The organism is Christiangramia sp. LLG6405-1 (genome assembly GCF_045055805.1).
Classification (GTDB): Bacteria; Bacteroidota; Bacteroidia; order Flavobacteriales; family Flavobacteriaceae; genus Christiangramia.
Genome location: NZ_CP159330.1, coordinates 2,685,401 through 2,712,091 on the forward strand (window position 1 = coordinate 2,685,401; position 26,691 = coordinate 2,712,091).

The window sequence follows — 26,691 nt, forward strand, 5'->3', positions numbered from 1 at the left end:
GCGTGAGTTTGCTACTTATTGTGGTTTTAAGGTATACCAGTACCTCTGATGCAATAAGATGAGCTCTCACGCCTTTTTTGTATTTAGGTGTTTTCTGCTCTACTTATTTTTTAAAGCATTTGTTTCTTCACTGAAAAGACTTCGCTACAATTAACCCTACATTTTAAAAAAAGGTCAAAGCGGCCGGCATTCCCTACGGAGTGTTTTTATCAAGCTTGTTTACGGGAACGAGGTAAAATCCGCTAATAATCCCGTGGGATGCTATTATTTATATAAGTAATAGCAGTTGGGTGGGCAAAAGCCAGTTCTAATTTAGAGGTGGTTTTGGGAACGGTGATTTTTTGCTCCAATTTAATAGTTTGTTTAGCCAAAAAAAAAATGCATATGGAAAAAAGAAAAGTAAACACTCGTTTTGACGGGTAAAAGCAAAAAAGCCTTCCCTTGAGATTGCAGTCGTACAGGGAAGGCCTAAGCTTTAATAAAACAAATGTTTCATTTAACTAATGTAAAATTATGAAAAATTTTTACAAGCGGGGCATGCTTATTATCATGTTCCTTCTAGCCATGGCCCTGTTGGTCTTATTGGCTATGGGTCAGGCCAAAGCGGCAACGCCCTACTCTCCTACCCTATTTTACCAGCAACCAATTACTGGTGCCATTACGAATACTAATGGAAAGTCTCTACCGGGAGTTACAGTTCTGATAAAGAATAAGCAGTACGGCACAAACACAGACCTTTCAGGGAATTATAGTATAAATGCCAATTCACAGGACACCCTTGTTGTTACATCTATTGGATATAAAGACCAAGAAATAGGGATTAATGGACGTTCCATTATTAATGTAATACTCAAAGAAGATATTGCGTCGCTTAACGAAGTAGAGATTAATGCAGGTTATTACACTACAACACAGCGAGAACGTACCGGTAACATTTCCCGCGTAACCGCAGAGGAAATAGAAAACCAACCGGTGGTTAGCCCTATCCAGGCCCTTCAGGGAAGAATGGCCGGAGTGGAAATTATTTCCGGTGGGGCTAATCCCGGTATGGCATCTACCATAAGAATTAGAGGAACCAACAGTTTAAGGAAGGATGGTAATTACCCACTCTACATTATAGACGGTGTTCCTATCAGTTCCGAACCGGTAGCAAGCAACTCACTATTAAGCACATCGGGAATAGATCCTTTAAATAATCTAAATCCGGCTAATATCGAAAGTATCGAGGTCCTCAAAGATGCAGATGCTACAGCAATTTATGGTTCTAGGGGCTCTAATGGTGTAGTTTTAATAACTACGAAATCCGGGTTTCAGTACGGGACAGGACTTGAAGCAAGGGTTTATACCGGGGTTTCTAAAGTACCAGGAAGAATGGATTTATTAAATACTGAAGAGTATTTACAGGTGAGACGAGAAGCTTTTCAAAATGACGAAGTTGAACCGGATGTAAACAATGCTTATGATCTCGTTTTATGGAACCAGGAACGTTATACCGACTGGCAGGAGTATTTGTTTGGTGGAAATTCAGAGGTCACTAATGTTAATTTGTCGTTTTCCGGTGGCAATGAATCTACTTCCTTTAGACTGGGAGGAACTTATTTTACACAGGGCACCGTTTATCCGGGAGATTACGATTACCGTAAGGGTACCGGTAATATGGCTTTAAACCATTTATCAAAAGATAATAAGTTTCAATTAAACTTGAAACTGAATTATGGGACAGATCGAAATAACCTTGTTGGTAATGGTAATCTGGATCCTTCAATAATTCTATTGCCACCAAATGCACCTTCCATTTTCAATGAGGAAACAGCGCTGAACTGGGAAGAATGGGGAGAAGCCGGTCTTACGAATCCATTTGAAGGCTTCTATAATACTACCAACACACAAACAAAAAATTTAACTTCCAACGTCCTACTTTCCTATGAGATTTTTCCAGGATTAAAGTTGAAATCAAGTCTCGGCTATACTGATTATCAAAGTGACGAATTATGGAGGTTGCCGGCACGATCTTATAATCCTTCAAACAATCCGGTAAATAATTCTTTTCATCTTACTACCGGTCGAAGATCCTGGATCATAGAACCGCAGCTAACTTATAATAAAGGGTTTAATAAATTCCAGACCGAATTTTTATTAGGGGGAACTTTACAAAGAAATAAATCAACCCTTAGCAGTTTTCAAGGAAGCGGCTATGCATCTGAAGCGTTAATAGGTAATTTAAGTTCCGCAGAAAGTATCCTCAATGCTAAAAGTAGCGAAACGAAATATAAATACGCAGCAATCTTTTCCCGTATTGGATTGAACTGGGATAAGAAATATTTCTTGAATTTTACGGCCCGTAGAGATGGGTCTTCCCGTTTTGGACCTAATAATCGATTTGCCAATTTTGGAGCGGTTGGCGCAGCATGGATAATTAGTGAAGAAGAGTTTCTAAAAAGCAATCTTTCTTTTCTATCCTTCGCAAAGCTTCGTGGAAGTTATGGTAGTACCGGCAATGATCAAATTGGAGACTACGGTTACCTTGATTCATATCAGGCTACCAGAGGTATAAATGGTCTATACCCTACTTCATTAGCGAATCCCGATTATTCCTGGGAAGTGAATCGTAAACTTGAAGCAGCACTACAACTTGGATTCTTAAATGACCGTATAAATCTTGGATTAAGCTGGTATCGTAATAGGTCTTCTAACCAGTTGGTGGGGTATTCCCTGCCCTATATAACCGGCTTTACTTCGGTTCCGGCCAATCTCCCGGCGACCGTTGAAAATCAAGGACTGGAGATCGAATTGGCAACCCTCAATTTAGATAAAAAGAATTTTAGCTGGAGATCGAATTTAAATATTACCATTCCAAAAAATGAGCTAATCAGTTACCCAGACTTAGAACAATCTTCTTATTCCAACACGTATCGTGTAGGATATCCTTTAAATATTGGTCTATTATATAAATATGAAGGACTTGATCCCGAAACTGGATTATATACTGTAAAAGATATTAATAATGATGGTAAACTTGATTTTGAAGATCGAGTGATCATTAAGGACCTGAATAGGCAATTCTTTGGAGGCATAAGTAATAATCTGAATTATAGAAATTTCAACCTGCAGTTTTTATTTCAATTTGTTAAGCAGGAAGGAATCCAGACCAACTTTCAGGCGGGAATCAATAAAAATGTATTAAGCTCTGTTTTGGATAACGACCGTTATCAAAGATATTCTGCCTCTTTTCTGGGAGGGACGGCTTATCGAAATGTTCTGGAAAGCTCCTTTCCATACCAGGATGCCTCATTTTTGAGGTTAAAAACGCTGTCATTAAGTTATGACTTATCCTCTAAGATGCTAGATCGCATGAATCTCAGAAAAGTCCAATTATTTCTACATGGACAGAATTTGTGGACGATTACCCCCTACACCGGCCTCGATCCAGAATTAGCAACTTCAGATTTGTCTGTAGGGAACCTACGATCTATTACAGCTGGCTTACAGTTTAATCTTTAATTCAAATGATATGAAACCTTTAAATTATAAAAAACAACTACTAATTATCCTTCTAAGCATTTTTACGCTGTCCTGCGAAGAGATGGTGGAACTGGATCCCCCATCAAACCAATTAATCCGGGAAGAGGTTTTTAATAATGAAGCAACTGTAAAAAGTGCGATGACGGGAATTTACAATGAGTTATTCCAGCTGGATTTTTCTAATGGGTACAGGAGCAGTGTTACAACACTTGCGGGATTGTCTGCTGATAATATCAGCAATATTAGCACTACCAATCTCTCAAGGATGGAGTTTGAACAAAATGAAGTAAATCCTGATAATCCTGACAATTTAAATATCTGGTCCAGTGCTTATAATATGATCTATATCACTAACTCATTTCTGGAAGGGATAAATAATTCACAAGTGCTCGATCAGGATTTCAAGAAACAAATGGATGGACAAGCCAGATTTGTAAGGGCCTTCACTTACTTCTACTTGGTTAACTTATATGGAGATGTTCCATTAATTCTAAGCACCGATTATCGCGAAAACCAGTTGGCATTCAGAACTCCTAAAAATGAGATTTACGACCAGATTCTTTTAGACTTGCAACAAGCGGAAGAGGAATTGTCTTCAGACTACGTAACTGGAGAACGAACACAGGTTAATAGATTTACCGTAAAGGCCCTGATGGCACGCTTTTACTTATATACTGAAAACTGGTCCAAGGCCGAAGAATTAAGCGGCCATTTAATCGCCGAAAATGGAACCTACAAATTGCAGGATGATCTCAACGAGGTTTTTTTAGCAAATAGTAAGGAGGCGATTTGGCAGATTTCACCAATTGGGGGAAATGGTATCTCCACCCAGACCAATGAAGGAAACTTTTTCATTATAGATCCAATATTTTCATTCTTTGCAGCAATCCGCTTGCAGGAAGATTTTGTAGAGCAATTTGACACCGAAGATCTACGGTTACTCAACTGGATCGGTTATAACGAATCAAAAAATGCTCATTTTATTTATAAATATAAAATTTGGAATAGTACTGAGTATCCTATAAGGGAGTATTCCATGGTGTTAAGATTAGCAGAACAGTATTTAATACGTTCCGAAGCGCGAGCTATGCAGAATAATATTGCCGGCGCTATCTCAGATTTAGATATCATTAGGCAACGAGCCGGTTTGAATTTACTGGCCGATTTAAATCCTACTATCGAACAGGCTGAGTTGCTGGACGAAATATTCCTGCAGCGCAGAAAAGAGTTGTTTGCTGAATGGGGACATCGCTGGTTAGACTTAAAGCGTAGCGATCGTACATCAGAAGCACTGGAGGATGAGAACCCTTATTGGGAAGATACGGATTTATTATATCCGATTCCAGAGACTGAACGAATTAAAAATCCAAATCTAACACAAAATGAAGGTTATTAAAATGACACAACATACCCTAGCCATGTTTTTTATATTATTCTGTGTTGTTATCACGTTCTCGCAGGAATCAAGTAAGGAACATCAAGAAAATGTAGAACTTTTAGACTCTACCGTAAGGTACGGAAAGTTAGATAATGGATTTACTTATTACCTGCAACATAATGAAAATCCACCGGGAAGAATTGAGATGATATTATCGGTAAAAGCTGGATATTTTCAAGAATCTCAAAACCAAATTGAGTACGCTCATTTATTAGAGCATATGGGATCTTTTTATACTGGTAAATTTCCAGATCTGCCACGCTTTACAGATTCTTTAGGAATATATAACCACGCCAGGACTGATTACGAAAAGACATATTATACATTAAGCTTCGCAGCAGGAGATCAGGTTAGATTGAATGCCGCCATGCAAATTCTACATGAATGGTCAACTAATATGTTATTTAAGCCTGAACATTTAGCCCTTCAAAGTGGTGCTGTTATAGCGGAAGGAAGACCTACCTCCCCCTATGATAGCTGGTTACTTGATACTTTAAGTAATACCACACTCTCTAATACTAATTTTCATCTAACTACATATTCAGAGATAGTTGAAAGCATGAAGCATGTCAACTTAAATGAGATTAATAAATTCTATCAGGACTGGTATCGTCCTGATTTGCAAGCAGCAATAATTGTTGGAGATGTGAATGTAGATAGTCTGGAAACTATAATACGAAAAAAATTTACCGATCTAAAAGTGAAGAATAATCCTAAGGATCCTGAAATTATCAATGAGAAATTTGATTTACAGCTATCTGGAAAAAACCAATACATAGCTATTCATGATTCAATTAATCAAAAAAGAAGAATCATAATATTGAAGAAGAAAATCAATCATGATGATGATATTCTCCGATCTAAAGAAGATTTGAAAAATGTGATCCTGCAAAGGCTAAGTATGAATATTTTAACAAAGTTGTATAGCCCATTTGTGAAGCAATACGAACCGCCTTTTATAAGGTATACAAACAAGTTTATTTCTAACACTCTGGCAAATCGACAACTTCAGGTAAGCTTATGGGAAATCCCATTAGGAAAGGATGAAGATATAGAGGAGAAAATGCTTAATTTTTTTAAAGCATACCAAGTAATAAAGACACAAAGCAGCACCTCTCTATTAAATAATGAAAAAGCGAAGCTTCTGGATGACCTAATAACAGAGACTAAAAGCTCAAAAGATAAAGCTTTGAGGTTCCAGGATCATTTTATTTATAACAATAAAACCTGGACTTTAGATGAAAAGAAAAAAACCATTAGAGTAATACTGAATGATATAGGTGTATCGGAAATTTCAGAATATATAACAAACCAATGGAACCTTAATAAAAATACTGATTTTGTATTTTTTAATGTGGATGACAAACAAGTACCTGGTCATGGACAAATAATCAAATGGATGAAAAACTCTAAGGACCTCTCTTCACAGCCCGTTTTTAATTTTAAAGCTATTGATTCGTTACCAAATCGATTCTCTTCGGTGAATCAAAAGAAAATATATGAAGATAATTATGAAGAGAATATTATAGGATTGACCCAGGTAAAATTGAATAACGGCATTAATTTAGTATTTAAACCCAGTGCACCGGCATCTCCCAGTTATAACAATATAGTTTCTATTCTAGGATTTAAAAAAATATCGGTAGCGACTTCAGATGTCAAAAATTATATCGCTACAACCTCGTCTTCAGACATGGTCTTATCCGGTGATGCCGGTGGTTATTCCAAATTTCAGTTACAGGATTTTATGCTTGATCAGCAAATTCGACTACGATCACAAACCACCGAAAATGAATTTAAAATTGAAGGGGAATTTAAGGCGGAGGATGTCAAAAATTTCTTTAACCTTTTATATCTATATGTTACAGATCCAAATGAAAATTCTAAAGCTTTCCAATCCTGGAAATCAGATAAACAAGAGTTGCTGAGTGGTTATAAATATGGTTTAAATGATGTATTATTAAAAGACATCTCTAATGAACTTCAATATTCCAATTTGCCCAAACTCTCTAAAGATGATCTTCGGGAGATTGATTATTCAACATATTTAAGAGCATATAAGAAAGGTTTCGGAAATCTAAGTGGTTATACTTTTATAATCACAGGAGATTTTAATGCCGATAATATGCTCCCTAAAATAACTCACTATCTTTCTGAGTTTCCAACATTGACAAATCAAGATTCTTTGACAGCAGAGAAATACCATTATAATTATACACCATTCGAAGAAATAGTTCACTTCAACAACCTTAAAGAGGCCATTGTCGAAATATCATTTCCAGTAAAGGTTACTAAAGATGTTAAAACCCAGGTACAACTGGATTTGCTGGTCAAGAAATTAAATCAAATGATCTTTGACAGACTACGCATTGATTGTTATACCCCGAGAGCATCTGGAAGATGAATGGATTATGAAAATGGAATATATGCCTTCAACATCAGTTTTGACAGTGAATTAGGTAACGAAAGAAAAATGATAAAATATGCTATGGAAGAGTTTGGAAACTTAAAGCAACATGGCATCTCAAAAGCCTGGCTGGAGACTGCTATAGCGCAGGAGCGATCTAAATATGGACAAAATCTGGAAACATTCTGGATGCTTAATTTCTGGCCTAAATATCTGAAAAGATCGTTGCAACATAATGAAGACCCAGAAGATAAAGTCTTAAAATACGAATCGGTAATTTCTCATTTTATAAATCTTGAGGAACTGAATAAGGCAGCCAAGAAATATCTGTGTGCAGAAAACAGGCAGCAACTTATCATTCTACCTGAAATTTAGTTTTAATTCAAAAGGAAAAGAATAGCGCCTTGAATAGTTCAAGGCGCTACTCATTTAAAATAATTACTTTATTTATGGATTAATCAAAGTAGCTCCAGGATTTGGACTTTTTCTCAAAGTACTTAAGTCCATTTCATCATATACTCTAAACTCTTGTCCATTCTCTGTAAATTTCACCTTACAATCATAGGAGCCAGTATTACAATCCTGTTCAGATATAGGTTGCCAGTTTCCATTTACACGTATATAATCACTGGCAACAACTTCAGGTTGCTCTTCAATTTCGCTTTCAAAGCTGGTAAAGGACATGCCTAATACAACCAGAAGCGCCATAATCGGAATTAAAAATAACTTTTTCATAATATTAAAGTTTAAATTCACCTACTCTTTCAAGGATTTTCGGCTTCTCCTACTTTCTGCGCAAAAAGATTTTATAATTTCTTTTATTGGGTGTAAAAGCCAGCATGGTACTGAAAAGTAAAGAAGTAATAGAATCTTAGTATTTCAAATTTTACAACCCTGGTATTTCACAATAGTAAATTTCACCAAATACCTTCAAATAAAATGGTTGTAAAGGCCGTAAAACTATTCTCTCATGAAATTGGGCTTATATTCTCTTCTGTATTCGGAAGGTGTCTGTCCAAACTGGATTTTAAAATTTTTTGAAAAATGGGAGTGATCTTTAAAACCGCATTTTTGAGTAATCATAGAAATTGGTAGTTCCGTAGTTCTAATCAAGAGTGCTCCTTTGTCAAGCCTTTTTCCCATATGAAACCTATGGATGGTAGTGCCGTACATTTTTTTAAATCCTTCTTTAAGTTTAGTTTTATTAGTACGATGAATAAGACCTAATTCTCTAAGAGATGGAAGATCGGTATGAAGATTTTTAAGGATATAAAGACGTACTTGTTTCAGCAAAATTTTTGTTGCAGCGCTTTCCTTTTTTCCTGATTTTAATGAATGTCTTATATTACTTACTTTTCTCAGAGGTTCTTCACCATTCGTAAAACGAAAAGCTGTAATGACATATGCACAGGAGGGATCTACTCCCACCATCCTTTGAATAGTGCAAGGACATCTATGTAATCCTTTATTTTTAACAATGAAGTCAACAGGAATAAATTGCTGATACATTTTTCCAGTAGCTGAATCAATTTCGTCCGTCAGCGCTTTCTCCGAGTTTTTTGAAAGAATTTCAGAAACCTGGCAGTCAAATTTGTCCTGTTTCCATTTCAAAATTTCAGGAGTATTGGAAGAATATGACGTGATGTAAAAATCCTTATCTAAAAAGATTGAAAATTGTATTTCCGGTTGCTTTATTTCCTGATTTGTTCCAAAACAAAAATTATATAATTCCTCTGACATCATATTCAGCAGTACGGTAACAGTATCAATGGGATCTCTTCTGCCGGAAGGCTCCTGACGAAACATGAAGTTACCACAGGCAATTTCTATGATTTGCTGATATAAAGAATTGAATCTCATTTTGTCCTCATTGTTGAATGCATATTCCATAATTCTTATTTTAAAGATTACTATTTATAGTCCTGCAGAAACAAAAGCGCCTTCTTTTTATCTTTAAATACCCGGATAGGGTAATTCGGGGTGCTTGTTTTTATAAAGAGTTGGGTAATAGCCATCGCATGATCATCTTTCACCAGAAGAGCCAGAGCTGTCGTCATAAAGGCACCTTCTATTGCGAGATAATCCCTGGCTTCCTTCTGTGCATTGGTAATGGCCCTTAGATCACAAAATATAGGATACGAATTTTCATTTTGCAGCTGCAAACGTTGACTAACTATCTCTCTGGCCATACTCCTATTGATCTCATAAATCTCTTTATAGACAAAGAATAAGATCCCCTCAGAGATCCACATTTTCGCGTAGGTTCCATCCACCACCATCCCGTAAAGTTTTGGATATCACTAATATATAATAAAAAATAAATAGTCTTATCAGAACACCTTAAATGATTTCATTTAACATGTTTTAAAATTATAAACATAGATTTTACCTGCATTTGGATGAAAAGCCGTATGACTGTTCTGAAAAGACTTTTACCAATAACGGTTAGATTTATAATAATTTTTTGTCATAGTTTAATATGAGAATTTTCAAATCTATAGTTATGGCAAAAATAAAACACAACAATTTTCTGGATACGGTAGATGAAGTAATCACCAATGCAACAAATGCAGGAGTCTTACACCTGCATGCTGAAGGTCCGGGTTTAAACGGTCGGAAAATAAAAGTAAATGGAATTGAATCCTTTCATTTTGGAACGACTGGCTACCTGGGTCTTGAACAGGATCAGCGCCTTAAAAATGCTGCCATTGAAGCTATTCAAAAATATGGCACCCAATTTCCACTTTCAAAGACCTATATCTCTCATCCATTGTATGCGGAGTTAGAAGAGAAAATAGAAGCCATCTACAACAATCCAATTCTTATAACAAAGAACAGTACGTTAGGTCATATTGCGGTTATACCAACTGCGGTAAGGGATGAGGATGCTGTAATTTTAGATCACCAGGTGCACTGGAGTGTTCAAAATGCGGCCCAATTCCTTAAAATTAGAGGTATACCTGTAAGCCTAATTCGCCATAATTCCATGGACATGCTGGAAGACCGAATAAAGAGATTATCCGGAAAGGTTAAAAAAATATGGTATATGGCAGATGGGGTTTATTCCATGTATGGTGATTATGCCCCCATAGAAGATCTTATCTCCCTTTGTGAAAAATATCCTCAGCTGAACTTGTATTTTGATGATGTGCATGGAATGAGCTGGAAAGGCCATAACGGTAGTGGCTATGTAATGGAAGTCCTAAAAGAACTACCTGAAAATATTTTACTATTTGGCACTTTAAGCAAAACCTTTGGAGCCTCGGGTGCAGTCCTTGTCTGTCCAGATCGAAAACTCTTTAGAAAAATTAAAAATTTTGGTGGCCCCCTCACCTTCTCTGCCCAACTGGAACCCAGCGCTGTTGCTGCGGCAAGTGCTTCGGCAGACATTCATCTTTCTACCGAAATATATTCACTACAAAAGGCACTACAGCTCCGGATAAATTATTTTAATGAATTGCTTTCAAAAACCAACCTGCCCTTAATTTCAAAGAACGACTCCCCGGTTTTTTATATTGGTACGGGCTTACCCGCCACCGGCTATAATTTTGTGAAACGAATGCTGGATGAAGGATTCTTTGTAAATCTGGGATTATTTCCAGCGGTTCCTGTGAAAAATACCGGGGTAAGAATTACGATTTCCTGCCACAATGAATTAGAAGATATTAAAGCCCTGGTGGATGCCCTGGAGTATCATTATGAAAAAGCACTAAATGCAACGAATAATACTTTGGAGAGGGTTGGAAAAGCTTTTAATATAAGCGTGAACCCAACTACGATAAAAGAAAAATCAGATTTAGATGTATCGGTGATTTATGCAGAAAGCATCGAAGACATCGATACATATCTATGGAATAAACTACTTGGAAGTCATAATATGCTTAATAAAGAAGGACTTCAATTTCTGCAGAAATGCTTTTCCCATAACGACCAGAAAGAGCATAACTGGAACTTCCATTATTTTATAATTACAGATCAGAAGGATATTCCAATTTTAGCTACTTTTTTAACCAGCGGCTTATGGAAGAATGATATGCTTGCACCGGAATCGGTATCTAAAACCATAGAGCAAGACAGGAAATCCAATCCCTATGCGATGACTACTAAAGTACTGTCTATGGGATGTCTCTTTACCGAAGGCAGTCATTTGTATGTAGACCACAAGCATTCACAATCTGAGGAAGCTATCAAAGAACTCTTATTAAGAATCGAAACGTTGGGAGAAAAACTGGGAACCGGAATGTCCGTACTGCGTGATTTTTCAAAATCAACAGCCTTAGCAGAACTGTTTCAAAAGGAAGGTTACATTCCCGTCTCCATGCCAGATTCCTGTGTAATTAAAAATTTGAATTGGAACAGTGAAGAAGAATTTCCGGAAACATTAAGCTCCCGGTCTCGAAAACATTTCAGAAAAGAGGTACTGCCTTTTGAAGATAAGTTCCATATATCAATTTTAGACTCCCCTACTCCTGAAAAAATTGATATCTATCATGAACTCTATAAAAATGTTAAATCAAAAAACTTTGGATTAAACACCTTTACCTATCCGAAAAAAGTATTTCAAAATATGGCATCCGATACAAACTGGGAGTTCATCGAATTAAAACTTCAAAAGGAAAACCAGATAGTCGGCGTCATGTTCTGTTACAAAAATATAGAAGGAATCTACGTCCCCAATTTAATCGGAATGGATTATGACTATGCCAGGGAGTATCAGGTATATCGTCAATTATTATATCAGACCATAAAAAGGGCTAAGAATTTAAACTTCCAGAAAATAGATTTAGGTTTTAGCGCCTCCTTTGAAAAACGAAAATTTGGTGCAACCATAATTGAAAAACATGCTTTTATTCAAACTTCCGATAATTTTCTGTTAGAACAGTTGGATATGTTGAGAAATGAAATTTAATAATTGATATTGTAATCGCGGTCCTTACCTATTCTTTATAAAACCAAACAATTTGAAGATCCCGTTACCACACTATTTTTTAATGATTCAAGGTAATAATAAGATGTTTGATGACGTAATACATGAGTTTCACAATAGTTTGAATACTACGGTGGTTCCAATTCCCCATCCCTTAAAAAAAGCGGATAAAGGGATTGATATTTCAAATCACACCCTTTCTAAGTTAAAAGAGATTGTGGAAAAAGAGGATTTTGAAAATGCCCCGGACGAGATCGAATTCTTTAAAAAAATCAAACCCTGTCCTATGAGCTATCTCATCTATTTCTCAGAAGTACGATCCTGTGAGACTCGTAAACCTAAAGCAGGTAAGAATTTTCAATTTCGATTTTTTGAAAAGGAACTACGTAAGATCAATAAGTTCTTTTATAAGAATAATGATTTTGTCCAATATATGGAACAAGGGCATGAATACCTGGATCATCAGCTTTTTACCAGAAACCATCGTAAGAACTATCCTTTCACTCCCATGATCAATTACTACCAGTATCCTGAATTTTCAAGCTCTCATGATATGCTATGGGCAAAGATCCAGGCTATGTATCGGCTCATCCATTTCATTAGAGAAGCAATGGAAACTCTACGACCAGGAAAACAAAGTGGTTTGATGGATAAAAAACATAAGGTCATGCTGTGGTCAGGGTCAAAAACTTCACTGGTAGAACTTATCTATGCCTTATACGCCAATGGAGATCTTAACCATGGTACTGTAGATATCAGCACAATCACTTCTTCTTTTGAGGATTTCTTCAATATCAAACTGGAGAACATCTACAAAACCTACTCTGAAATAAAGTCCCGAAAAGGTCCCAGAGCAAAATATCTTCATAATCTTATCCTGCGTTTGGAAGCTAAGATGAACCAGGATGATGAAAAATGAACTTTTCGTAGTTACGAGTTACTACGAAAAGTCCAAGAATTGCCGTACAAAATCAATTTTCTAATAGTTTGGTCTATAATTCTAAGCAATACTTCCCCAAAAAAGACCATACTATAGCAATAGATATTAAATGTTAAATTTTCTCGTAACTACGAAACCCATAGGGAAAGATATCCACCAAACAGTACCAATTTAGTAGAACGAAAGTCAAACTATGATAGGGGCTATCAATTAAAAAGCTTTAACCATTTGGTAGTCCCTTTCTATTAAAAATGTTCTATTATGCCAACAAGTATTATTACCACAGACGATCTTCGAGAATTCAAAATGGAATTGCTCGCAGAATTAAAAACCCTCTTTACCAAACAAAATTCCGGGACACTCAAGCGCTATCTGAAATCTTCCGAAGTTATGGACCTGCTTCAAATCAGTCCGGGTACTTTACAAAATCTTCGAATAAATGGTACCCTGCCCTATACCAAGGTAGGTGGGATTATTTACTATGATGTCCAGGAGATCCACCGGGTCATGGATGAAAACAGAGTTAAACACAATTTTGATCTATAAAGGATGAATTATATTAAGCAACTCAACGCGGCTTTTGAGAAATTCTTTTTTGACGAGCGCCTAAACCCAACCCACATTAGCCTGTATATGGCCTTATTTCAGGAATGGAATAGTAGCCGGTTTGCAGATGTATTTTTTGTAAATCGGAGGGAACTGATGCGCGTGGCTAAGATAGGCTCTAAATCTACCTATCATCGTTGTATCACAGACCTTGATTCATGGAATTATCTCTCGTATTTTCCATCCAATAATCCTTACAAGGGAAGTAAAATTAAGATGGCCATTATCGGGACTACTGATGAACCGGTTACGGGCGACTACGATCCCATATTGGAACAGCTTGCGGAACAGTACTATCCCAAAGATGAACCAGTTGTGTACCAGCACCATCCCAGAAATGGACAAGCTGTGGACCCACACCGTCCCGCCAGTGGACAAGCATTAGTACCTTATATAAACAATACTAAACAAATAAACATTAATAAACAGCCAAAGGGCAGGCAGGCCGTTTTAATTTTTTTTGAAGAAAAAGGATTTAATGCTGACGAAGGAAAAAAATTCTTTGATCATTACCACTCCAATAATTGGAAAACAAGTGATGGAAACAAGGTAAGGGACTGGCAAGCCTTAGCGATCCACTGGATGGATAGAACCGAATTATTCAACGAAGATAACAAGGAAATAAAAAAGAAAGCGTCCCATCATCAGGACAACCTCAAGACCACTAAAACCAAGAATTATGCACAACCCCTCTAAAATAATCGAAGGCGGCGTAGAATATTCTTTAGGCAGGTTTGATGGAAAATCCGTGCAGTATGATTTTCCGAAAATCCTGGTGTACCTGAATGCGAAAGGTAAGCTCCTCTTTGGAGAAAAGTTTAAAATTTACAAAAAGGATAAAGAGATCTTATTAAAGCTATGCTCCTACTTCATCAAGGATAAGGAAAATTGCAAAAAATTTGATATTGACCTAGATAAGGGACTCTTACTTACCGGTCCCGTAGGATGTGGTAAAACAAGTCTTATGAAACTCTTACATTTATTAGTGCCCCACCAACGAAAATATGTTGTGATGCCCTGCCGGAATATTGTTTTTGCCTTTAATCATTTGGGATATAAAACCATAGAAGATTATGGAGAAAGTAGTTTTTTCTGTTTTGATGATATGGGTGTAGAACCTATGGGGCGGCATTATGGAAAAGATTGTAATGTCATCGGGGAAATCCTGCTCTCCCGTTATGATCTTTTTCTTGAAACCAAACTGAAAACCCATGCTACTACTAATTTAAATGCAGAGGAGTTGGAAGTACGCTATGGAAATAGAGTACGCAGCAGGATGAGGGAATTGTTTAATTTGATTGCTTTTGATGAACGGGCTGGGGATAAGAGGAAGTGATTCAAAAAAACATTAGTACATTTCAAAACTATTTTTCATATTGAGGATAGAATTTAGTACTCCTAATCCAGAATTATGAAAAAACCAAAACCAATTGAAATAGTAGAAATCAATAAAAATCGCTTTGACATTTTTATGCTTTTTACTAGGCATCCGTTTTTAAATTTTCTTGCTAAAGAACTTCATTACTATACTAATGATGAAAATACTTTATTAGGAGTTGTCTTTATGGACTACACAGATCAAGACTTTAATTATTCATTAATGGCGAGAGACGAGAATAGGCAATTTCGAGCATTTGAAATTAAAACAGATTTCGCAACCGAAAAACTATGTATAGACGCACTAACCAATTCAATGAAATGGCACAGTTCCCAAAATATCAAGATTGTAGAACAAGGAGGGCCACCTCAAGGCCTTAAACTGTTCGATATAAGCCCACCACCCGAAAATCTTCATCCCTATTTCAATAATCTTAAAAATAGCAAAGGGTCAAAAGCTTCAAAGCAGGCGATCATAGAAATATCCAACCATTTAGACGATATAGACGGGAATTTCGTAGAACAGTTTCAATCTATAAATGGCTTTGACGCTCGTCTTTGGGAACTCTATCTTTTTGCTTCATTTATAGAATTAGAATTTAAATTTGAGATGCTACGAGAGTTTAATAGACCTGACTTTTTAATTAAAAAAGATGAATTAACTATTGCAGTGGAGGCAGTCATTTTAGGTCGTAAAAATGACCCTCCTAAATTAGTTCATATTCAACCGCGAACTATAACCTCTCAAGACATTGAAAAGAAACTTGAAAATGAGACTCCTTTGCGCTACGGTAGTGCCCTTTATTCAAAACTTAAAAAAGAGTATTGGAAACTTGAACAAGTAACAAATAAACCTCTCGTATTTGCCATTGCAGACTTTCATAGTGATGCTTCAATGACATGGTCTTTTGTCGCCTTAACTGAATATTTATATGGGCATAAACAAATTATTCAGAAAGATAAAAATGGTAAAGAAATAATAAAATCTGTAAAGGCAAACAATTATACCAAGCCTTCAGGAGAAATAATCCCTACAGGGTTTTTTGACCAACCCGACACAGAAAATGTAAGCGGTATATTATTCTCTGCTACTGGCACCCTAGCAAAGTTTACTCGTATGGGTATTCAAGCGGGTTTTGTCGAAGAGGGTCAAATAGTTGTGCGCATTGGAGATTGTGTGCACCAAGACCCTGAAAGTTTGGAACCGATGTCATTTAAATATCAAGTATCGGAAGACACAAAAGAAACTTGGCGAGAGGGTTTGAACTTATTTCATAATCCGAAAGCTAATTTTCCTATAGATATGGAATACTTTCCAAATATTGGTCATCATAAATTTTTCGATGGAGAACTGGTTAGTTATACCCCAGATTTCCATCCCTATGCTTCAATGAATTACAATACGATTACCAAATAATTAACGCAAAATGGATTTTCCTGTAAACGAAATAAGAGACGGTCAGAAACAACTTGCTCCACACATCAACTTTGATGAAGAATATCATTTTTTCTATGATGAATCTAATAATCCTAGAAAACTATATACAAGGGAGACAGATTTTAATACCTCAATAACGGGTAGTTTTGTTTTAGGCGGAATCGTTGATAATGGAATTGTGTTCAATTTTGAAGAACTATGGAATTCTCTACAGTTGCAAAAAAATACAAAAGAATTAAAATTCAAACATTTAGCTAGTGGCGATTTTATTAATTGCTTAAAGTCAAGAAAACTAAATATATTCTTAAAATTTATAGATGATGAAGATATTCTAGTTCATCTTTCTTGCATCAATCTTTTATACTACTCAATAGTGGATATTGTAGATTCTGCACTTATGAATCGTAAAGAATTATTTGAGCTTGGACCTCAATTTATTGCAGAACTGAAAGACATTATGCACCAAGTACTTCGAGAGAATTTAGATGAGACCAGAGCATTGTTTTTCAAATACAACTACCCAAATATCAGTAATGAAGATATTCCTGAATTTATTAAGGAAATCATAAATATTACTAACTATAAAAATAGGAATATAAAAAACCAGAAAAGCCTAAAAATTCTTAAAGAAACACTTGATTTTTCAGGAGATAAACAAAAAATGCCATTTCTAGGAGGAGAAAAAAACAATATGCTAATAGAAGAATTTTATCAGTTTTACATAAAACAAATTTATATGTTTAAGAACTCTTATCATACTTTCGATAATGAGGATGCAATACAAAAAATTATAGGCAAATTCCGTCTTATTGATGGAAAACGAATATTAGAAAACTATACGTTCAAAGATTCTCAATCGGACATAATGATTCAGCTTTCTGACATCATTGTAGCTTTAACTTCCAAATACAAAATCTTTATTAATAATCATTCTGAAGAATTGATACGCTTAGAATTTGAAAAGCTAAGTGATTTACAAAGGGACAATCTCAAATTATACACGAAGATTATCTCAAAATCTGATAAGTATAATCCAGGGTTTTTTCATCATATAACCGGTATCACTGAAGTAAATAGAATGCTTACTCTTAATAATCTTATTGAAAATAAATAACCTAATTAAATTATAAGATTTTAAATCTGTTCTAGTTGAGCCAACATAATTTCCATTCTTCTTATTAGATCGTCATAGGTGAAAATATCCATTATATTTTTGTACTTCCTTTTGATTATCTCAAAATCTGAAAGCTGACTTTCTGCTAGTTTATTGTCCCTTCCCATAATAATCATACCATTCGGATTAGTAATTTTAATTTTGACGTTTTCTGGTAGTTGGTCTTTGTATTTCTCGGTCAACTTTTTCTCGCCAATTGCACCTGTTTTATTTAAATAGAATATGTATTTCTCGATTTGCATTATCGTTCCAGATAAATCCCTGTTTGGTATGTGATTATCTCTATAAGGGTTCGCTGATACTATGTTTTTATCGAATGGGATTTTTATTTCCACAATATCTAGATTTCCCATAAAGTCAATTAATCCATAATCCAATCTTCGAGTTTTATTGTTATAGATGTCCTTAAACTTTACTTCGTCAAATACAGCGATATACTTGGGAAAGAGCAATAATATTATTTCAATTATCTCAGCTTGCCATTGATGTTCCGTATACTTTATCTCGTTGGAAAGCATATCTTTTAGTTTTTCTAAAAGCGTTTGATATTTTACAATGTCAGCTTCACGAAAAGTTTTCCTTAAGTTGCTACCATAAGCAGGTATTTTCTTGTTTAGATAGTTTTGATAAGACTCTTCTTTGTCTGAAATATGGTCAAAATAGTTCTTTAAAATTGAAGTAACTTTTGCCTGGCGATACAAGCTAATTTCGTGGGTAGTAGGAAATATTTTAATGAGATTTTCAAACTCTTCAATTGGTAATATAGTCTCTTTTGAGCCGCCAATATAAATGTCTTCGTGTAAATGTTTATCAATTTGTAGAAGAAGTGACGACTTGGATTTTACAAAAAAATAATCAAGTTTTATGTCCAGGGATTTATGAAAGAAAAAAGTATTGTTAAGCCCTAAAACTTCCCTGTAAACGCCATAATAGTCGTTCATTAATTCCCCAATCTCAAAGAAGTATTCAGATTCCTCAAAATCATTTTCTACCCTTCTCAGAAGTGATGCACGATTTAAATTAAAAATGTGCTTGATTGTAAATGGAAGTTGCGTTTCCAGTTTCTTATCCAACCATTCCGTAGGCTCATAATCAGAATAGTATTTTAATACAAGTTTTGAATCTATTTTTTCTATCTCTATCAAATCTCAATATTTATTAATTTTAATTCAATTTATCTTAGAAAGAAGCTCAATCAAGTTCATCGACTCTTCCTCTACCCAAATATCATCTTGAATTAAGTTGTTGATTATATCCTGTTGTTGCTTAGAAAAGTCTTTACTTTTCAATCCCGAAAATTCCTTTTTACGCCATTTACTTTTATGGTGTGGCGAATGTACGGGTAGTGCATCATCTAATGTAGTAGGTTCAATTAAGGTTATTTCTTTACCTTTTTCTTTAAAGATGCCTTTTATTCTCGAAAAAATAGATAGCCCGTGATGGTCCCAATCGCAAAAATAAAATAGAGGTAATTCTATCTTTTTGGCAGGAATATCTTTTAAAGGGTTGGTATTGTTACCACCTACGTACCATAATTCTATATTGTTCTGTTTATATTCGTAGGGTACTTTTAAGCAAGCTATATTTTCGCAAATAACAACCAACTTAGGAATTTCACAATCTACTACGAATCGCCATTGTGCATTCTTCGGGTCTTTCTCTGGGAACTCGTCAATATCCAGAAGCTGTAATACTGCATTGCGTAAACTGGGCTTATTTGTTAAGTACTTTGCTCCTTTGCCTTTAAAAACTCGTGCTGAAAAAGTATATTCCGTTGTGAGGTTCTTTTTGAGTTGGTCTTTTTGATAATAAATAAAAGCCAAACTTTTCAAATCATCTTCGTTATAAGTTTTGTGTGCATTACTCTCTAATCCGGCTTTTTCAAAGAAATTGGAATAGTATTCAAAATAATCCAAAAATTCTTTTTCATAATATGCCTTAAAACCATATTTAGCTTCTAAAATCTTGGGATTACCCATTTTGGGCTTTATCAGTTTTTTTTGCTTCATTAGTATTTGTTTAATGAAGCTATTGTTGCCAATCTTCAAGTTGGTCTTTTCGTTTTTATATAGTTGGTTAAGACCAATCAGATATTTCCATTCAACATCTTTTTTCATTCTTACTTAAACATATTAGCGTTTTACACATTAATTGCTATTGTTCTCAAAATCACCAAATATTGGAACTGGCTCATAATTTACCTTGTCAGATTCTTCTAAGTTATTATGAAGCAAATAGATATATTGGTTCAACATATCTACCTTATATGGCTGGATTGATAACGAAATAATCTGGTAATCATTTGCCTTAGCTATGTCGTAAAGCATATCGAAGTTACTTCCTAGTCCTGCTGCTTCGTCAATAGGCATAAACCTAATGCCATCCCTGACTTTTTCTTTAGCACCTCTATTAATTAACGACAGCCTAGCAATACACAAAAGGGCAATAGCTGCATAGGTTTGACTTGTACTTCCTGGGTTAGTTTTTCCGTGGAAGGATTTAATGGTAAAGTTTAATCCATAATATGATTTTGGATTGAGTAATTCTAAAACTTTAGGTTTTAAGTTTCTAGAACCACCGCACCTATAAAAAGCTTCCTGCATTTTCTCTTCTAGAGATGTGTATTTTTCCAATTCATTAGAGACCCCTTGTAAATCAGTGAATAAATTATTCTCACTAGAGACTCTGATATCTTCGCGTATTTTATCAATAAAGTCTTCCATCCAACCTCTAGGATAGCTATTTTCAAAATTTATGGACAGTTTTGCCCTGTGACCACCGGTAATCGTCTTATCATCGGCATCGATGAAATCCCTAATCTTTTTTGAGTAATATATCTGTTCGCTTACCTCAGTATTGACCTTATCAACGATGCTCGTTAACTTTTGAAGCTTTCTAATATTGAGCTTTTTATTTTTAATGTTTATGTCGTCAAGCAAATTTTTAATACGTGGGATGATTTCATCATCTTCTAAGTCGTTTTCGGAAAAAATCTCTGGTGGTAGAATTTCTGAGCATATCTGTTTAAAATCATCTGTTTCTAAATAGCGGTTGGCTTTTTCTTTCAAAAATTCCTTTATAACAAGAACATATTTATAATTGTATTGCTTTTGACATTCTGCATTTAATGCATCTTTTTCCTTTAATATTTCCTCAGTAACTTCTTGGTCATCTACATTAGTTTCTGAAGTAGTTTTTGGGTGGTCATCAACTAATTTTTGCAAATCCGCTTTAAAGACATCTATTGCTTCATCTTCAAGCTTTAAATCTTCAATAGCAATTTCATTCTTTGATTCTTTGTGCAGTTTTGTAACAAAAGCATCGTAGAAATTCTCTTGTTGGGTAAGAGTTGTTTTTAAACTCTCAAAACCATCCGTGTCTTTTACTTGATAATTATACTTGGCGGTTAATTGATTGACATCATCATCGATTTCAGGAATTGAAATCGTTTTTAGACTTGTTTCTATACCCTTAATCATAGAAGAGTTATCAGAACGTTTTTTGTCTATTTTCTTGTATATATTGTTTGCCTTTTTGAATCCCTCATCTATCTTTTCGTCTTCATCAAGTAGTTTTAAATAACGCTTGATGGCATCTGCTGTTTCCCCGTACAACTCGTGCTTATCGAACTTAGAATTAGCATCTTTTAATTCCCAAGACAAAAGGTACGCTGATGGGCTTTCCAGCTCATTTAGCAATCCTTTTAAAGTTGCCCAATTCTTAAGTTCTTTTTCTAAATCCTTGATATCATTCTCCAAAGTTACCTTTTGATTTGAAAAATATTCCTTTATTTTATCTGAGTTGCCAGTATCAAATATTGGTTCTTGTACATAAGGAATATACTCACGAACACCACCTAAATCCAACCAAAATCCATCATCTTCATTTTTTGTAACTTGCAGGTTTTCAATCAATAAATTTGGATCTGGAATGTACCTTGACATTATGCCATTTACAGGTTCTTTAGTGGTAATATTATCATTTTGATATTTGTGTACTACACTTTCCTCTTTAGGGCTCAATTTTCTTTTAAGATTTAAAGCCCAATGCGCAAGTGACGAAGTATCATCTAGATTATTGAGGACCTTTAGTTTCTTTTTCTCTTCAAGAGACCTCTCGATTGTATTGACAGTTTCTGCTATAACCAACAATGAATCTTTGTTAAGTTTATCATTTTTTCCAAAGAAACTGTATATACCATTATCTTTTAAAAGTGACTTAAACTCTTCTATTCGCTCAATGTCCTGTTTATTTTTATGATAATTGTGATAATGTTCTGACAGTTTCTTACCCGTTTTTTCAAAGTGTTGCATCCAAGAAAAATACTTTTTCAAGTCATTGCTTTTTCCTTGCCACAACATTCTTACTGCAGAAGCATCATCAAATTCTTCATCTAAAGCAGGTATATTCAATTTCAGTTCTTCAACTTTAGTTTCGGCAAAACTTTTAAGCCAAATTAAAGTGTTTCGATTATTGAAAAATGAATGTAGCCTTTGTGCCATTTTCACATTAGACTTTTCAAACTGCTGATTTAAGTAGTGAAATTTTGTGTTTAAAAAATCACTTTGAGCCCCGTCTCTATCCTTTTTTAGACTAAGAAGTTCTTGTAGTTCGGTCTGCTTATGGGTTAACAAATCAATCTCTTCTCTATTAGATTCAAACTGACGTATATCGCCACTCAATTCTTCAACAGCCTTATCAAAATCTAGCTTAAGCTCTTTTTCCTTATCAATTCCGAAGAGGAATTCTTGAATTTTCTCGCTTTTTTTGATGTCCAATGATTCCCGAGAAAAAGCCTGAATAATTTTAGCATAGCTTTTTAAAGACTCTTGGTTAATGGATAAGTCAACCGGAATGATATAATTTTCAAACAATAGCTTGTGGAACTTATCTAATCGTGTCCAAGATTCGCATACATATCCTTTAGTATCGAATATGTAATCTTTTAAATCTTCTATTGGTAGAATAGTATTGTCCTTCAGAAAATCCGAAAAACTAAGAGCTTTATTAAATGGAAGCAATTCATCTTCTGGTTCAAAATTCTCGCCTTGTTGAATAATAAAAGAGCGCGAACTTCCGGTACTTTCAAGATAAATACCAATAATTACAAATGCCTCTTTATTGAGCTCTACATTGATAAAGGCGTAACCCATATCTGTTCCTTTGCCCTCAGTCCTTAAAACCATTGTTTTAGGCTTTCTTGGCTCACTACTATCGGTAGGCGAGTGAAACGCAGCGGTACCGACAAAAATGAGTTGTAGAACATCTGCAATCATACTCTTGCCAGAACCACCTTCGCCAACAAAGTCTGTTCTAAAGGGGTTGAAATCATAATCAAATGATTGATGATGTACGATGCCCAGAGTGGATAATCTTTTTATTCTAGGGTATCTTTTCATTTCAATTCATTTAGGGTTTCGTCTATATTATTTAAATGGTCTTCGTGTATGGCAATCAATCTATCAAAAGCCGGCAATAGGTCAAACTCATCATCATTTAATGTTACCCAACCTATTTTTTTGAATTCTCTAAGCGCTGATTCTACAGTTGAATCAATGGCATCATCATTTAAATTTCCAGGGTTGGTGTTTCGCGATTTTGCAATCAATCTGTAAATACCTGGTTTTAAATCTTCATAATCAGTTCTAATCTTCTTTTGCAAGTCTTTTACAGAAACCACATCTATTTGATTGTCTATGAAAAAAATCTTGTAAATAACGAAGCCGATAATAACGTGTTCGCTCTTCATATGATATCTATGTCCAGCGTCTATTTGACCTCTAGTATTACCTATAAAGTCCAAAAAATAATATCCACTTGTTTCAGTTGCACCAAAAGCCAATTCAACATTGAATAAAGATTGGTAGTACGCTTTTAAGCTGTCTATATTAGAATAGATGTAATTGTAGAATCTTGCTTGGCTTCCTTCCCTTTGAAAATGAACGCCATCTTTCAACATATAGTCCAAAGAGGCAAATAATTCTTCCGTGTCAGGATGGTCTAAAAACTGTACCCTTATATCTTTTGTATGTTCATCTTCCATAAACTTATATGCTCTATTTTGCTATTGGTCTGTTTGGTTTTATTCATTTTAAAATCAATACTTTTTGATTTACGTGCTTGCTGTATTGAACTGTAGATTACACTTACAGCTATCTGGCCATCATCGGTTTCTTCCATTATCTTGAAAAATGTTTCGGACAAATCAATGCCACCTCTTAATTCTATGTCGGCAATGATGTGTTGTTCCCATTTTCTAATCATATCCTGTTGAGTGAGCACCTTTAAAATACTTTGTGTGTTTTCCTCAATCTTTACTTCGTTTGATTTATAGGGAACTCTCTTTTTGGGTTTAGAAGGGAATAATTCTCTTTCTCTCTCAACTATGGTAAAATTAGGTGTGTCTATATGTAAAATTGGATTTTCGACCACTTTTGGAAGTAGGGTTTCCTTTTTGCTGGTCACGGTACTTTTATCTAGTAGGAAGTGTAGAAATTTTTCAATTTTACTATTAAATTGAGGTCTATTTAGAATAGAGAACAAATGCCTGATCTTTGGCTGAATTCTATCGAGTTTTCCATCAATAGAGTCTAGTCTTTCGTTGAGATATTTGATAAAGAAGTGAACATCTGCAATTAAATCGTCTGCTTCAGAATCTGTATCTTCTCGTTTTTCTAGAATTGAGCGTATCACTTTAGTTTCAGAATAGGCTGCTGCTAATTCTCTACTCTGTTCTTGGGCTTTATCTAAATTACTTTCTACTTCTCGTAAAATGTCAATAAATTTCTTATCGGAATTAGTGGTATTATTTTTAAGCCTATTTACAGATTCTATGATTTGCCTATCTAAAAAATCTACTTGTTCTCTAAGATCTGGCTCATATTTTTTGAACTCAGAATTGAGCCAAAACTTTAAATCCTCTAAGGATTCCCTTTGTTTCAATGAAGCGGTAAGAAGACTACAAATCTTTTCTATACGGGTTGGACTAAAATTACCCTTTAGCGTCTCTTTTGCATAGGCATAGAACCTATGCGCGTAATCCTTAAAATAATATTTCTGAGTTTCTTGATTGTAGTCTACAAAATATTCCTGTAGATCCTTTATATGTTCGCTATAAATCTCTTTTGGATATCTTTCGTTCGGTTTACTTATTTGGGCAAAAGCATTGTGAAGGTCTTTTTCGACGAACTTTCCGTCGGGTAACGTTTTGTTTTTAATTTTCTCAAATAAAACCATAACTGCCAACCCGACTTCCTTCTTTGGGAAGAGTAGTTGGTAAACACCAGGTTCTTTAATCTCTTTTACAAAATCAAAATTTATTTTATCGTTTTCGTTCAATTATATTATTAGGTCTTATCTTGATGAAAAATCCTATAAATATAATTAATTGAGATTTTCTTATTTACGGTTATCTACATTTTTGTTAAACAATGACTTTATTTCGATATACTGCAAAAGGAAAATTGATTTTATGCAAAAAATAACCTCTTTAAAAAATTCTTTCATCTTCTTTTTTTAAATGAATTAATAATGAGAAATGCCAACGTTTTGTTTTGTTTTGAATTAGCCAAATAATCTGATTCATCTTTATTTGATAAAAATCCAAGTTCTACCAATATCGAAGAACAAGAATTGACGGTTTCCCGTAACACCTGAAAATTCGCAAACTTCACACCTCTACTTTCAAAACCCAAATTCTTATTTAGGTCATCTTGCAGTTGAAAAGCAAGCCAAGTAGCATCATCTGAGTATTTAGAGATAGCCTTAGCTACATAAACTTCAATCCCTTTTACATCCGGATTATCGGAATGATTACAATGCAGTGAAATAAACAAATCAGCTTTCAACGCTTTGGACAGCTTAGTTCTTTCCGATAGCGAGATGAGCGTATCACTATACCTGGTTAAATAAATATCCAAAGGCTTTTTCAATTCATTATTCAGCTTCAAAATGGCATTTGCAATCGACAAAACCACATCCTTTTCTTGGATGCCATTTATGCCAATTGCACCGGCATCTTTTCCACCGTGTCCAACATCAATTACAATTCTCTTTTGAACATCGATTTCCTGTCCTAAAATGAAGCACATTTTCAAGAGTAAAATTGTAAAACTGACGTTTTTGAGCAGATTTTTCATTTTCAGTTTTCGGGTTATCAACAACTTCTATCTCAAACTTCATAGAATTTGATGTCAAATAATAACAATGAAAACCAAACAATATCAAAGAATATTTTATTCACAATTATTTGATTTTCAATTATTTACAATCAAATATATGTAAATTTCTAATAATGAAAAATGAACTTAAAATCTAAATTTTTCCGTTATGAAAAAATCACACTATTTAGCATCCATTCTTTCGCTCTTATCCACTTCGCTTTTTGCTCAAATTGGTGGTATAGAAAATTCTGTTAACGATGTTGGTGATACCATCAGGACCATCTTTCCGATTTTATTGGGTGTCATCTTCTTGGTTGGCTTCCTATTTAATGCAGGACATTTCTTCGGCGAAAATGCGGACCTCAAAAAAGGGATAACAAGAATACTGGTCTTTGTACTAATTGCAGGTGCAGTAGTCGGCATCTTCACATACTTAATAGGAATCGTAGTTTAAAGATGAAGCGGTTCGAAGTCTATAAAAACATTCGGAAACGGGCTGTCATTTTTGGACTGTCCATTTCCCTGTTTGCCCTGATGATGGTTTCCATTTTGGCTTCGTTGCTCATCATCATTTTTTCTTTCAGCTTTGGGATAATAATAGGAGTATTGGTACTCAATGCTTCCTTATTTGTGGTGCTGACGAGGATAACACACATTCCACAAATTTTTCAAATGGCAAACGTTTTCCCAAAAATAATAA

General features: G+C 34.8%; 22 protein-coding genes. 12 read left to right on the forward strand and 10 right to left on the reverse strand.

What is annotated here, in order from left to right:
* Window positions 1-513: 513 nt before the first annotated feature.
* Genes ABVM50_RS12345 through ABVM50_RS12360 form a run of 4 tightly spaced genes read left to right on the forward strand, consistent with a single transcriptional unit; the run spans window position 514 to window position 7,742 of the window.
* Complete coding sequence (locus tag ABVM50_RS12345; RefSeq protein WP_405198840.1) at window positions 514-3,501, forward strand: SusC/RagA family TonB-linked outer membrane protein; 2,988 nt, start codon at window positions 514-516, stop codon at window positions 3,499-3,501.
* A gap of 10 nt (window positions 3,502-3,511) precedes the next feature.
* Complete coding sequence (locus ABVM50_RS12350; RefSeq protein WP_405198841.1) at window positions 3,512-4,918, forward strand: RagB/SusD family nutrient uptake outer membrane protein; 1,407 nt, start codon at window positions 3,512-3,514, stop codon at window positions 4,916-4,918.
* A complete protein-coding gene (locus ABVM50_RS12355; RefSeq protein ID WP_405198842.1) occupies window positions 4,905-7,364 on the forward strand; it encodes a M16 family metallopeptidase in 2,460 nt (819 codons plus the stop codon). Before ABVM50_RS12350 ends, ABVM50_RS12355 begins: the two co-directional genes overlap by 14 nt.
* Complete coding sequence (locus ABVM50_RS12360) at window positions 7,365-7,742, forward strand: hypothetical protein (RefSeq protein ID WP_405198843.1); 378 nt, start codon at window positions 7,365-7,367, stop codon at window positions 7,740-7,742.
* A 72-nt stretch (window positions 7,743-7,814) separates the two neighbouring features.
* Here the strand turns inward: ABVM50_RS12360 and ABVM50_RS12365 are convergent, their stop codons facing one another.
* The 3 genes from ABVM50_RS12365 to ABVM50_RS12375 all read right to left on the reverse strand — a co-directional run bounded on the left by ABVM50_RS12365 (window position 7,815) and on the right by ABVM50_RS12375 (window position 9,646).
* Window positions 7,815-8,102 carry a DUF6520 family protein gene (locus tag ABVM50_RS12365; protein WP_026934521.1) on the reverse strand — a complete coding sequence of 96 codons (288 nt, stop codon included), beginning with the start codon at window positions 8,100-8,102 and terminating at the stop codon, window positions 7,815-7,817.
* A gap of 225 nt (window positions 8,103-8,327) precedes the next feature.
* On the reverse strand, window positions 8,328-9,257 hold the full coding sequence (locus ABVM50_RS12370) for a helix-turn-helix domain-containing protein (protein WP_405198844.1): 930 nt from the start codon (window positions 9,255-9,257) through the stop codon (window positions 8,328-8,330).
* Window positions 9,258-9,277: 20 nt separating this feature from the next.
* On the reverse strand, window positions 9,278-9,646 hold the full coding sequence (locus tag ABVM50_RS12375) for a hypothetical protein (protein WP_240472150.1): 369 nt from the start codon (window positions 9,644-9,646) through the stop codon (window positions 9,278-9,280).
* A gap of 224 nt (window positions 9,647-9,870) precedes the next feature.
* On the opposite strand from ABVM50_RS12375, the gene ABVM50_RS12380 reads away from it, so the two are divergent.
* From ABVM50_RS12380 to ABVM50_RS12410, 7 genes are all read left to right on the forward strand, one after another.
* Window positions 9,871-12,276, forward strand: a complete 2,406-nt coding sequence (locus tag ABVM50_RS12380) for an aminotransferase class I/II-fold pyridoxal phosphate-dependent enzyme (RefSeq protein ID WP_405198845.1) — start codon at window positions 9,871-9,873, stop codon at window positions 12,274-12,276.
* Window positions 12,277-12,358: 82 nt separating this feature from the next.
* The gene (locus tag ABVM50_RS12385; protein ID WP_405198846.1) at window positions 12,359-13,213 is read left to right on the forward strand and encodes an RteC domain-containing protein; all 855 of its coding nucleotides are present in this window, start codon (window positions 12,359-12,361) and stop codon (window positions 13,211-13,213) included.
* Window positions 13,214-13,495: 282 nt separating this feature from the next.
* Window positions 13,496-13,780 carry a helix-turn-helix domain-containing protein gene (locus tag ABVM50_RS12390; protein ID WP_219548930.1) on the forward strand — a complete coding sequence of 95 codons (285 nt, stop codon included), beginning with the start codon at window positions 13,496-13,498 and terminating at the stop codon, window positions 13,778-13,780.
* 3 nt (window positions 13,781-13,783) lie between these two features.
* Window positions 13,784-14,536: a hypothetical protein gene (locus ABVM50_RS12395; protein WP_405198847.1), complete on the forward strand. Its 753-nt coding sequence runs from the start codon at window positions 13,784-13,786 to the stop codon at window positions 14,534-14,536.
* Window positions 14,520-15,176 carry an ATPase gene (locus ABVM50_RS12400; protein WP_405198848.1) on the forward strand — a complete coding sequence of 219 codons (657 nt, stop codon included), beginning with the start codon at window positions 14,520-14,522 and terminating at the stop codon, window positions 15,174-15,176. Before ABVM50_RS12395 ends, ABVM50_RS12400 begins: the two co-directional genes overlap by 17 nt.
* 75 nt (window positions 15,177-15,251) lie before the next feature.
* Complete coding sequence (locus ABVM50_RS12405; RefSeq protein WP_405198849.1) at window positions 15,252-16,634, forward strand: hypothetical protein; 1,383 nt, start codon at window positions 15,252-15,254, stop codon at window positions 16,632-16,634.
* A 10-nt stretch (window positions 16,635-16,644) separates the two neighbouring features.
* Window positions 16,645-17,769, forward strand: a complete 1,125-nt coding sequence (locus ABVM50_RS12410) for a DUF3800 domain-containing protein (RefSeq protein WP_405198850.1) — start codon at window positions 16,645-16,647, stop codon at window positions 17,767-17,769.
* A gap of 20 nt (window positions 17,770-17,789) precedes the next feature.
* On the opposite strand, the gene ABVM50_RS12415 is transcribed toward ABVM50_RS12410, so the two are convergent.
* The 6 genes from ABVM50_RS12415 to ABVM50_RS12440 form a co-directional block, all read right to left on the reverse strand.
* Window positions 17,790-18,974, reverse strand: a complete 1,185-nt coding sequence (locus ABVM50_RS12415; protein WP_405198851.1) for a Shedu immune nuclease family protein — start codon at window positions 18,972-18,974, stop codon at window positions 17,790-17,792.
* A gap of 24 nt (window positions 18,975-18,998) precedes the next feature.
* Window positions 18,999-19,946, reverse strand: a complete 948-nt coding sequence (locus tag ABVM50_RS12420; protein WP_405198852.1) for a Wadjet anti-phage system protein JetD domain-containing protein — start codon at window positions 19,944-19,946, stop codon at window positions 18,999-19,001.
* A 30-nt stretch (window positions 19,947-19,976) separates the two neighbouring features.
* A complete protein-coding gene (locus tag ABVM50_RS12425) occupies window positions 19,977-23,228 on the reverse strand; it encodes a DNA repair protein Rad50 (protein WP_405198853.1) in 3,252 nt (1,083 codons plus the stop codon).
* Window positions 23,225-23,872, reverse strand: coding sequence for a condensin complex protein MksE (locus tag ABVM50_RS12430; RefSeq protein WP_405198854.1), 648 nt, complete (start codon window positions 23,870-23,872; stop codon window positions 23,225-23,227). Before ABVM50_RS12430 ends, ABVM50_RS12425 begins: the two co-directional genes overlap by 4 nt.
* On the reverse strand, window positions 23,845-25,167 hold the full coding sequence (locus tag ABVM50_RS12435) for a hypothetical protein (RefSeq protein WP_405198855.1): 1,323 nt from the start codon (window positions 25,165-25,167) through the stop codon (window positions 23,845-23,847). Before ABVM50_RS12435 ends, ABVM50_RS12430 begins: the two co-directional genes overlap by 28 nt.
* A 164-nt stretch (window positions 25,168-25,331) precedes the next feature.
* Window positions 25,332-25,967 carry an N-acetylmuramoyl-L-alanine amidase gene (locus ABVM50_RS12440; protein ID WP_405198856.1) on the reverse strand — a complete coding sequence of 212 codons (636 nt, stop codon included), beginning with the start codon at window positions 25,965-25,967 and terminating at the stop codon, window positions 25,332-25,334.
* A gap of 190 nt (window positions 25,968-26,157) precedes the next feature.
* On the opposite strand from ABVM50_RS12440, the gene ABVM50_RS12445 reads away from it, so the two are divergent.
* Window positions 26,158-26,445, forward strand: coding sequence for a hypothetical protein (locus ABVM50_RS12445; RefSeq protein WP_026914603.1), 288 nt, complete (start codon window positions 26,158-26,160; stop codon window positions 26,443-26,445).
* 19 nt (window positions 26,446-26,464) lie between these two features.
* Here the strand turns inward: ABVM50_RS12445 and ABVM50_RS12450 are convergent, their stop codons facing one another.
* Window positions 26,465-26,647 (reverse strand): hypothetical protein, encoded by a 183-nt coding sequence (locus tag ABVM50_RS12450; RefSeq protein ID WP_405198857.1) that lies wholly within the window; start codon window positions 26,645-26,647, stop codon window positions 26,465-26,467.
* Between the last annotated feature and the right edge of the window lie 44 nt (window positions 26,648-26,691).

Excerpts from the sequence above, each read along its gene's own strand:
- ABVM50_RS12365 (WP_026934521.1), bottom strand. The coding sequence starts at position 8,102 with ATGAAAAAGTTATTTTTAATTCCGATTATGGCGCTTCTGGTTGTATTA.
- ABVM50_RS12360 (WP_405198843.1), top strand. The coding sequence starts at position 7,365 with ATGGATTATGAAAATGGAATATATGCCTTCAACATCAGTTTTGACAGT.
- ABVM50_RS12430 (WP_405198854.1), bottom strand. The coding sequence starts at position 23,872 with ATGGAAGATGAACATACAAAAGATATAAGGGTACAGTTTTTAGACCAT.
- ABVM50_RS12375 (WP_240472150.1), bottom strand. The coding sequence starts at position 9,646 with ATGGTGGTGGATGGAACCTACGCGAAAATGTGGATCTCTGAGGGGATC.
- ABVM50_RS12390 (WP_219548930.1), top strand. The coding sequence starts at position 13,496 with ATGCCAACAAGTATTATTACCACAGACGATCTTCGAGAATTCAAAATG.
- ABVM50_RS12350 (WP_405198841.1), top strand. The coding sequence starts at position 3,512 with ATGAAACCTTTAAATTATAAAAAACAACTACTAATTATCCTTCTAAGC.
- ABVM50_RS12400 (WP_405198848.1), top strand. The coding sequence starts at position 14,520 with ATGCACAACCCCTCTAAAATAATCGAAGGCGGCGTAGAATATTCTTTA.
- ABVM50_RS12345 (WP_405198840.1), top strand. The coding sequence starts at position 514 with ATGAAAAATTTTTACAAGCGGGGCATGCTTATTATCATGTTCCTTCTA.
- ABVM50_RS12425 (WP_405198853.1), bottom strand. The coding sequence starts at position 23,228 with ATGAAAAGATACCCTAGAATAAAAAGATTATCCACTCTGGGCATCGTA.
- ABVM50_RS12445 (WP_026914603.1), top strand. The coding sequence starts at position 26,158 with ATGAAAAAATCACACTATTTAGCATCCATTCTTTCGCTCTTATCCACT.
- ABVM50_RS12450 (WP_405198857.1), bottom strand. The coding sequence starts at position 26,647 with ATGTGTGTTATCCTCGTCAGCACCACAAATAAGGAAGCATTGAGTACC.
- ABVM50_RS12440 (WP_405198856.1), bottom strand. The coding sequence starts at position 25,967 with ATGAAAAATCTGCTCAAAAACGTCAGTTTTACAATTTTACTCTTGAAA.
- ABVM50_RS12380 (WP_405198845.1), top strand. The coding sequence starts at position 9,871 with ATGGCAAAAATAAAACACAACAATTTTCTGGATACGGTAGATGAAGTA.
- ABVM50_RS12420 (WP_405198852.1), bottom strand. The coding sequence starts at position 19,946 with ATGAAAAAAGATGTTGAATGGAAATATCTGATTGGTCTTAACCAACTA.
- ABVM50_RS12385 (WP_405198846.1), top strand. The coding sequence starts at position 12,359 with ATGATTCAAGGTAATAATAAGATGTTTGATGACGTAATACATGAGTTT.
- ABVM50_RS12405 (WP_405198849.1), top strand. The coding sequence starts at position 15,252 with ATGAAAAAACCAAAACCAATTGAAATAGTAGAAATCAATAAAAATCGC.
- ABVM50_RS12355 (WP_405198842.1), top strand. The coding sequence starts at position 4,905 with ATGAAGGTTATTAAAATGACACAACATACCCTAGCCATGTTTTTTATA.
- ABVM50_RS12410 (WP_405198850.1), top strand. The coding sequence starts at position 16,645 with ATGGATTTTCCTGTAAACGAAATAAGAGACGGTCAGAAACAACTTGCT.
- ABVM50_RS12370 (WP_405198844.1), bottom strand. The coding sequence starts at position 9,257 with ATGGAATATGCATTCAACAATGAGGACAAAATGAGATTCAATTCTTTA.
- ABVM50_RS12395 (WP_405198847.1), top strand. The coding sequence starts at position 13,784 with ATGAATTATATTAAGCAACTCAACGCGGCTTTTGAGAAATTCTTTTTT.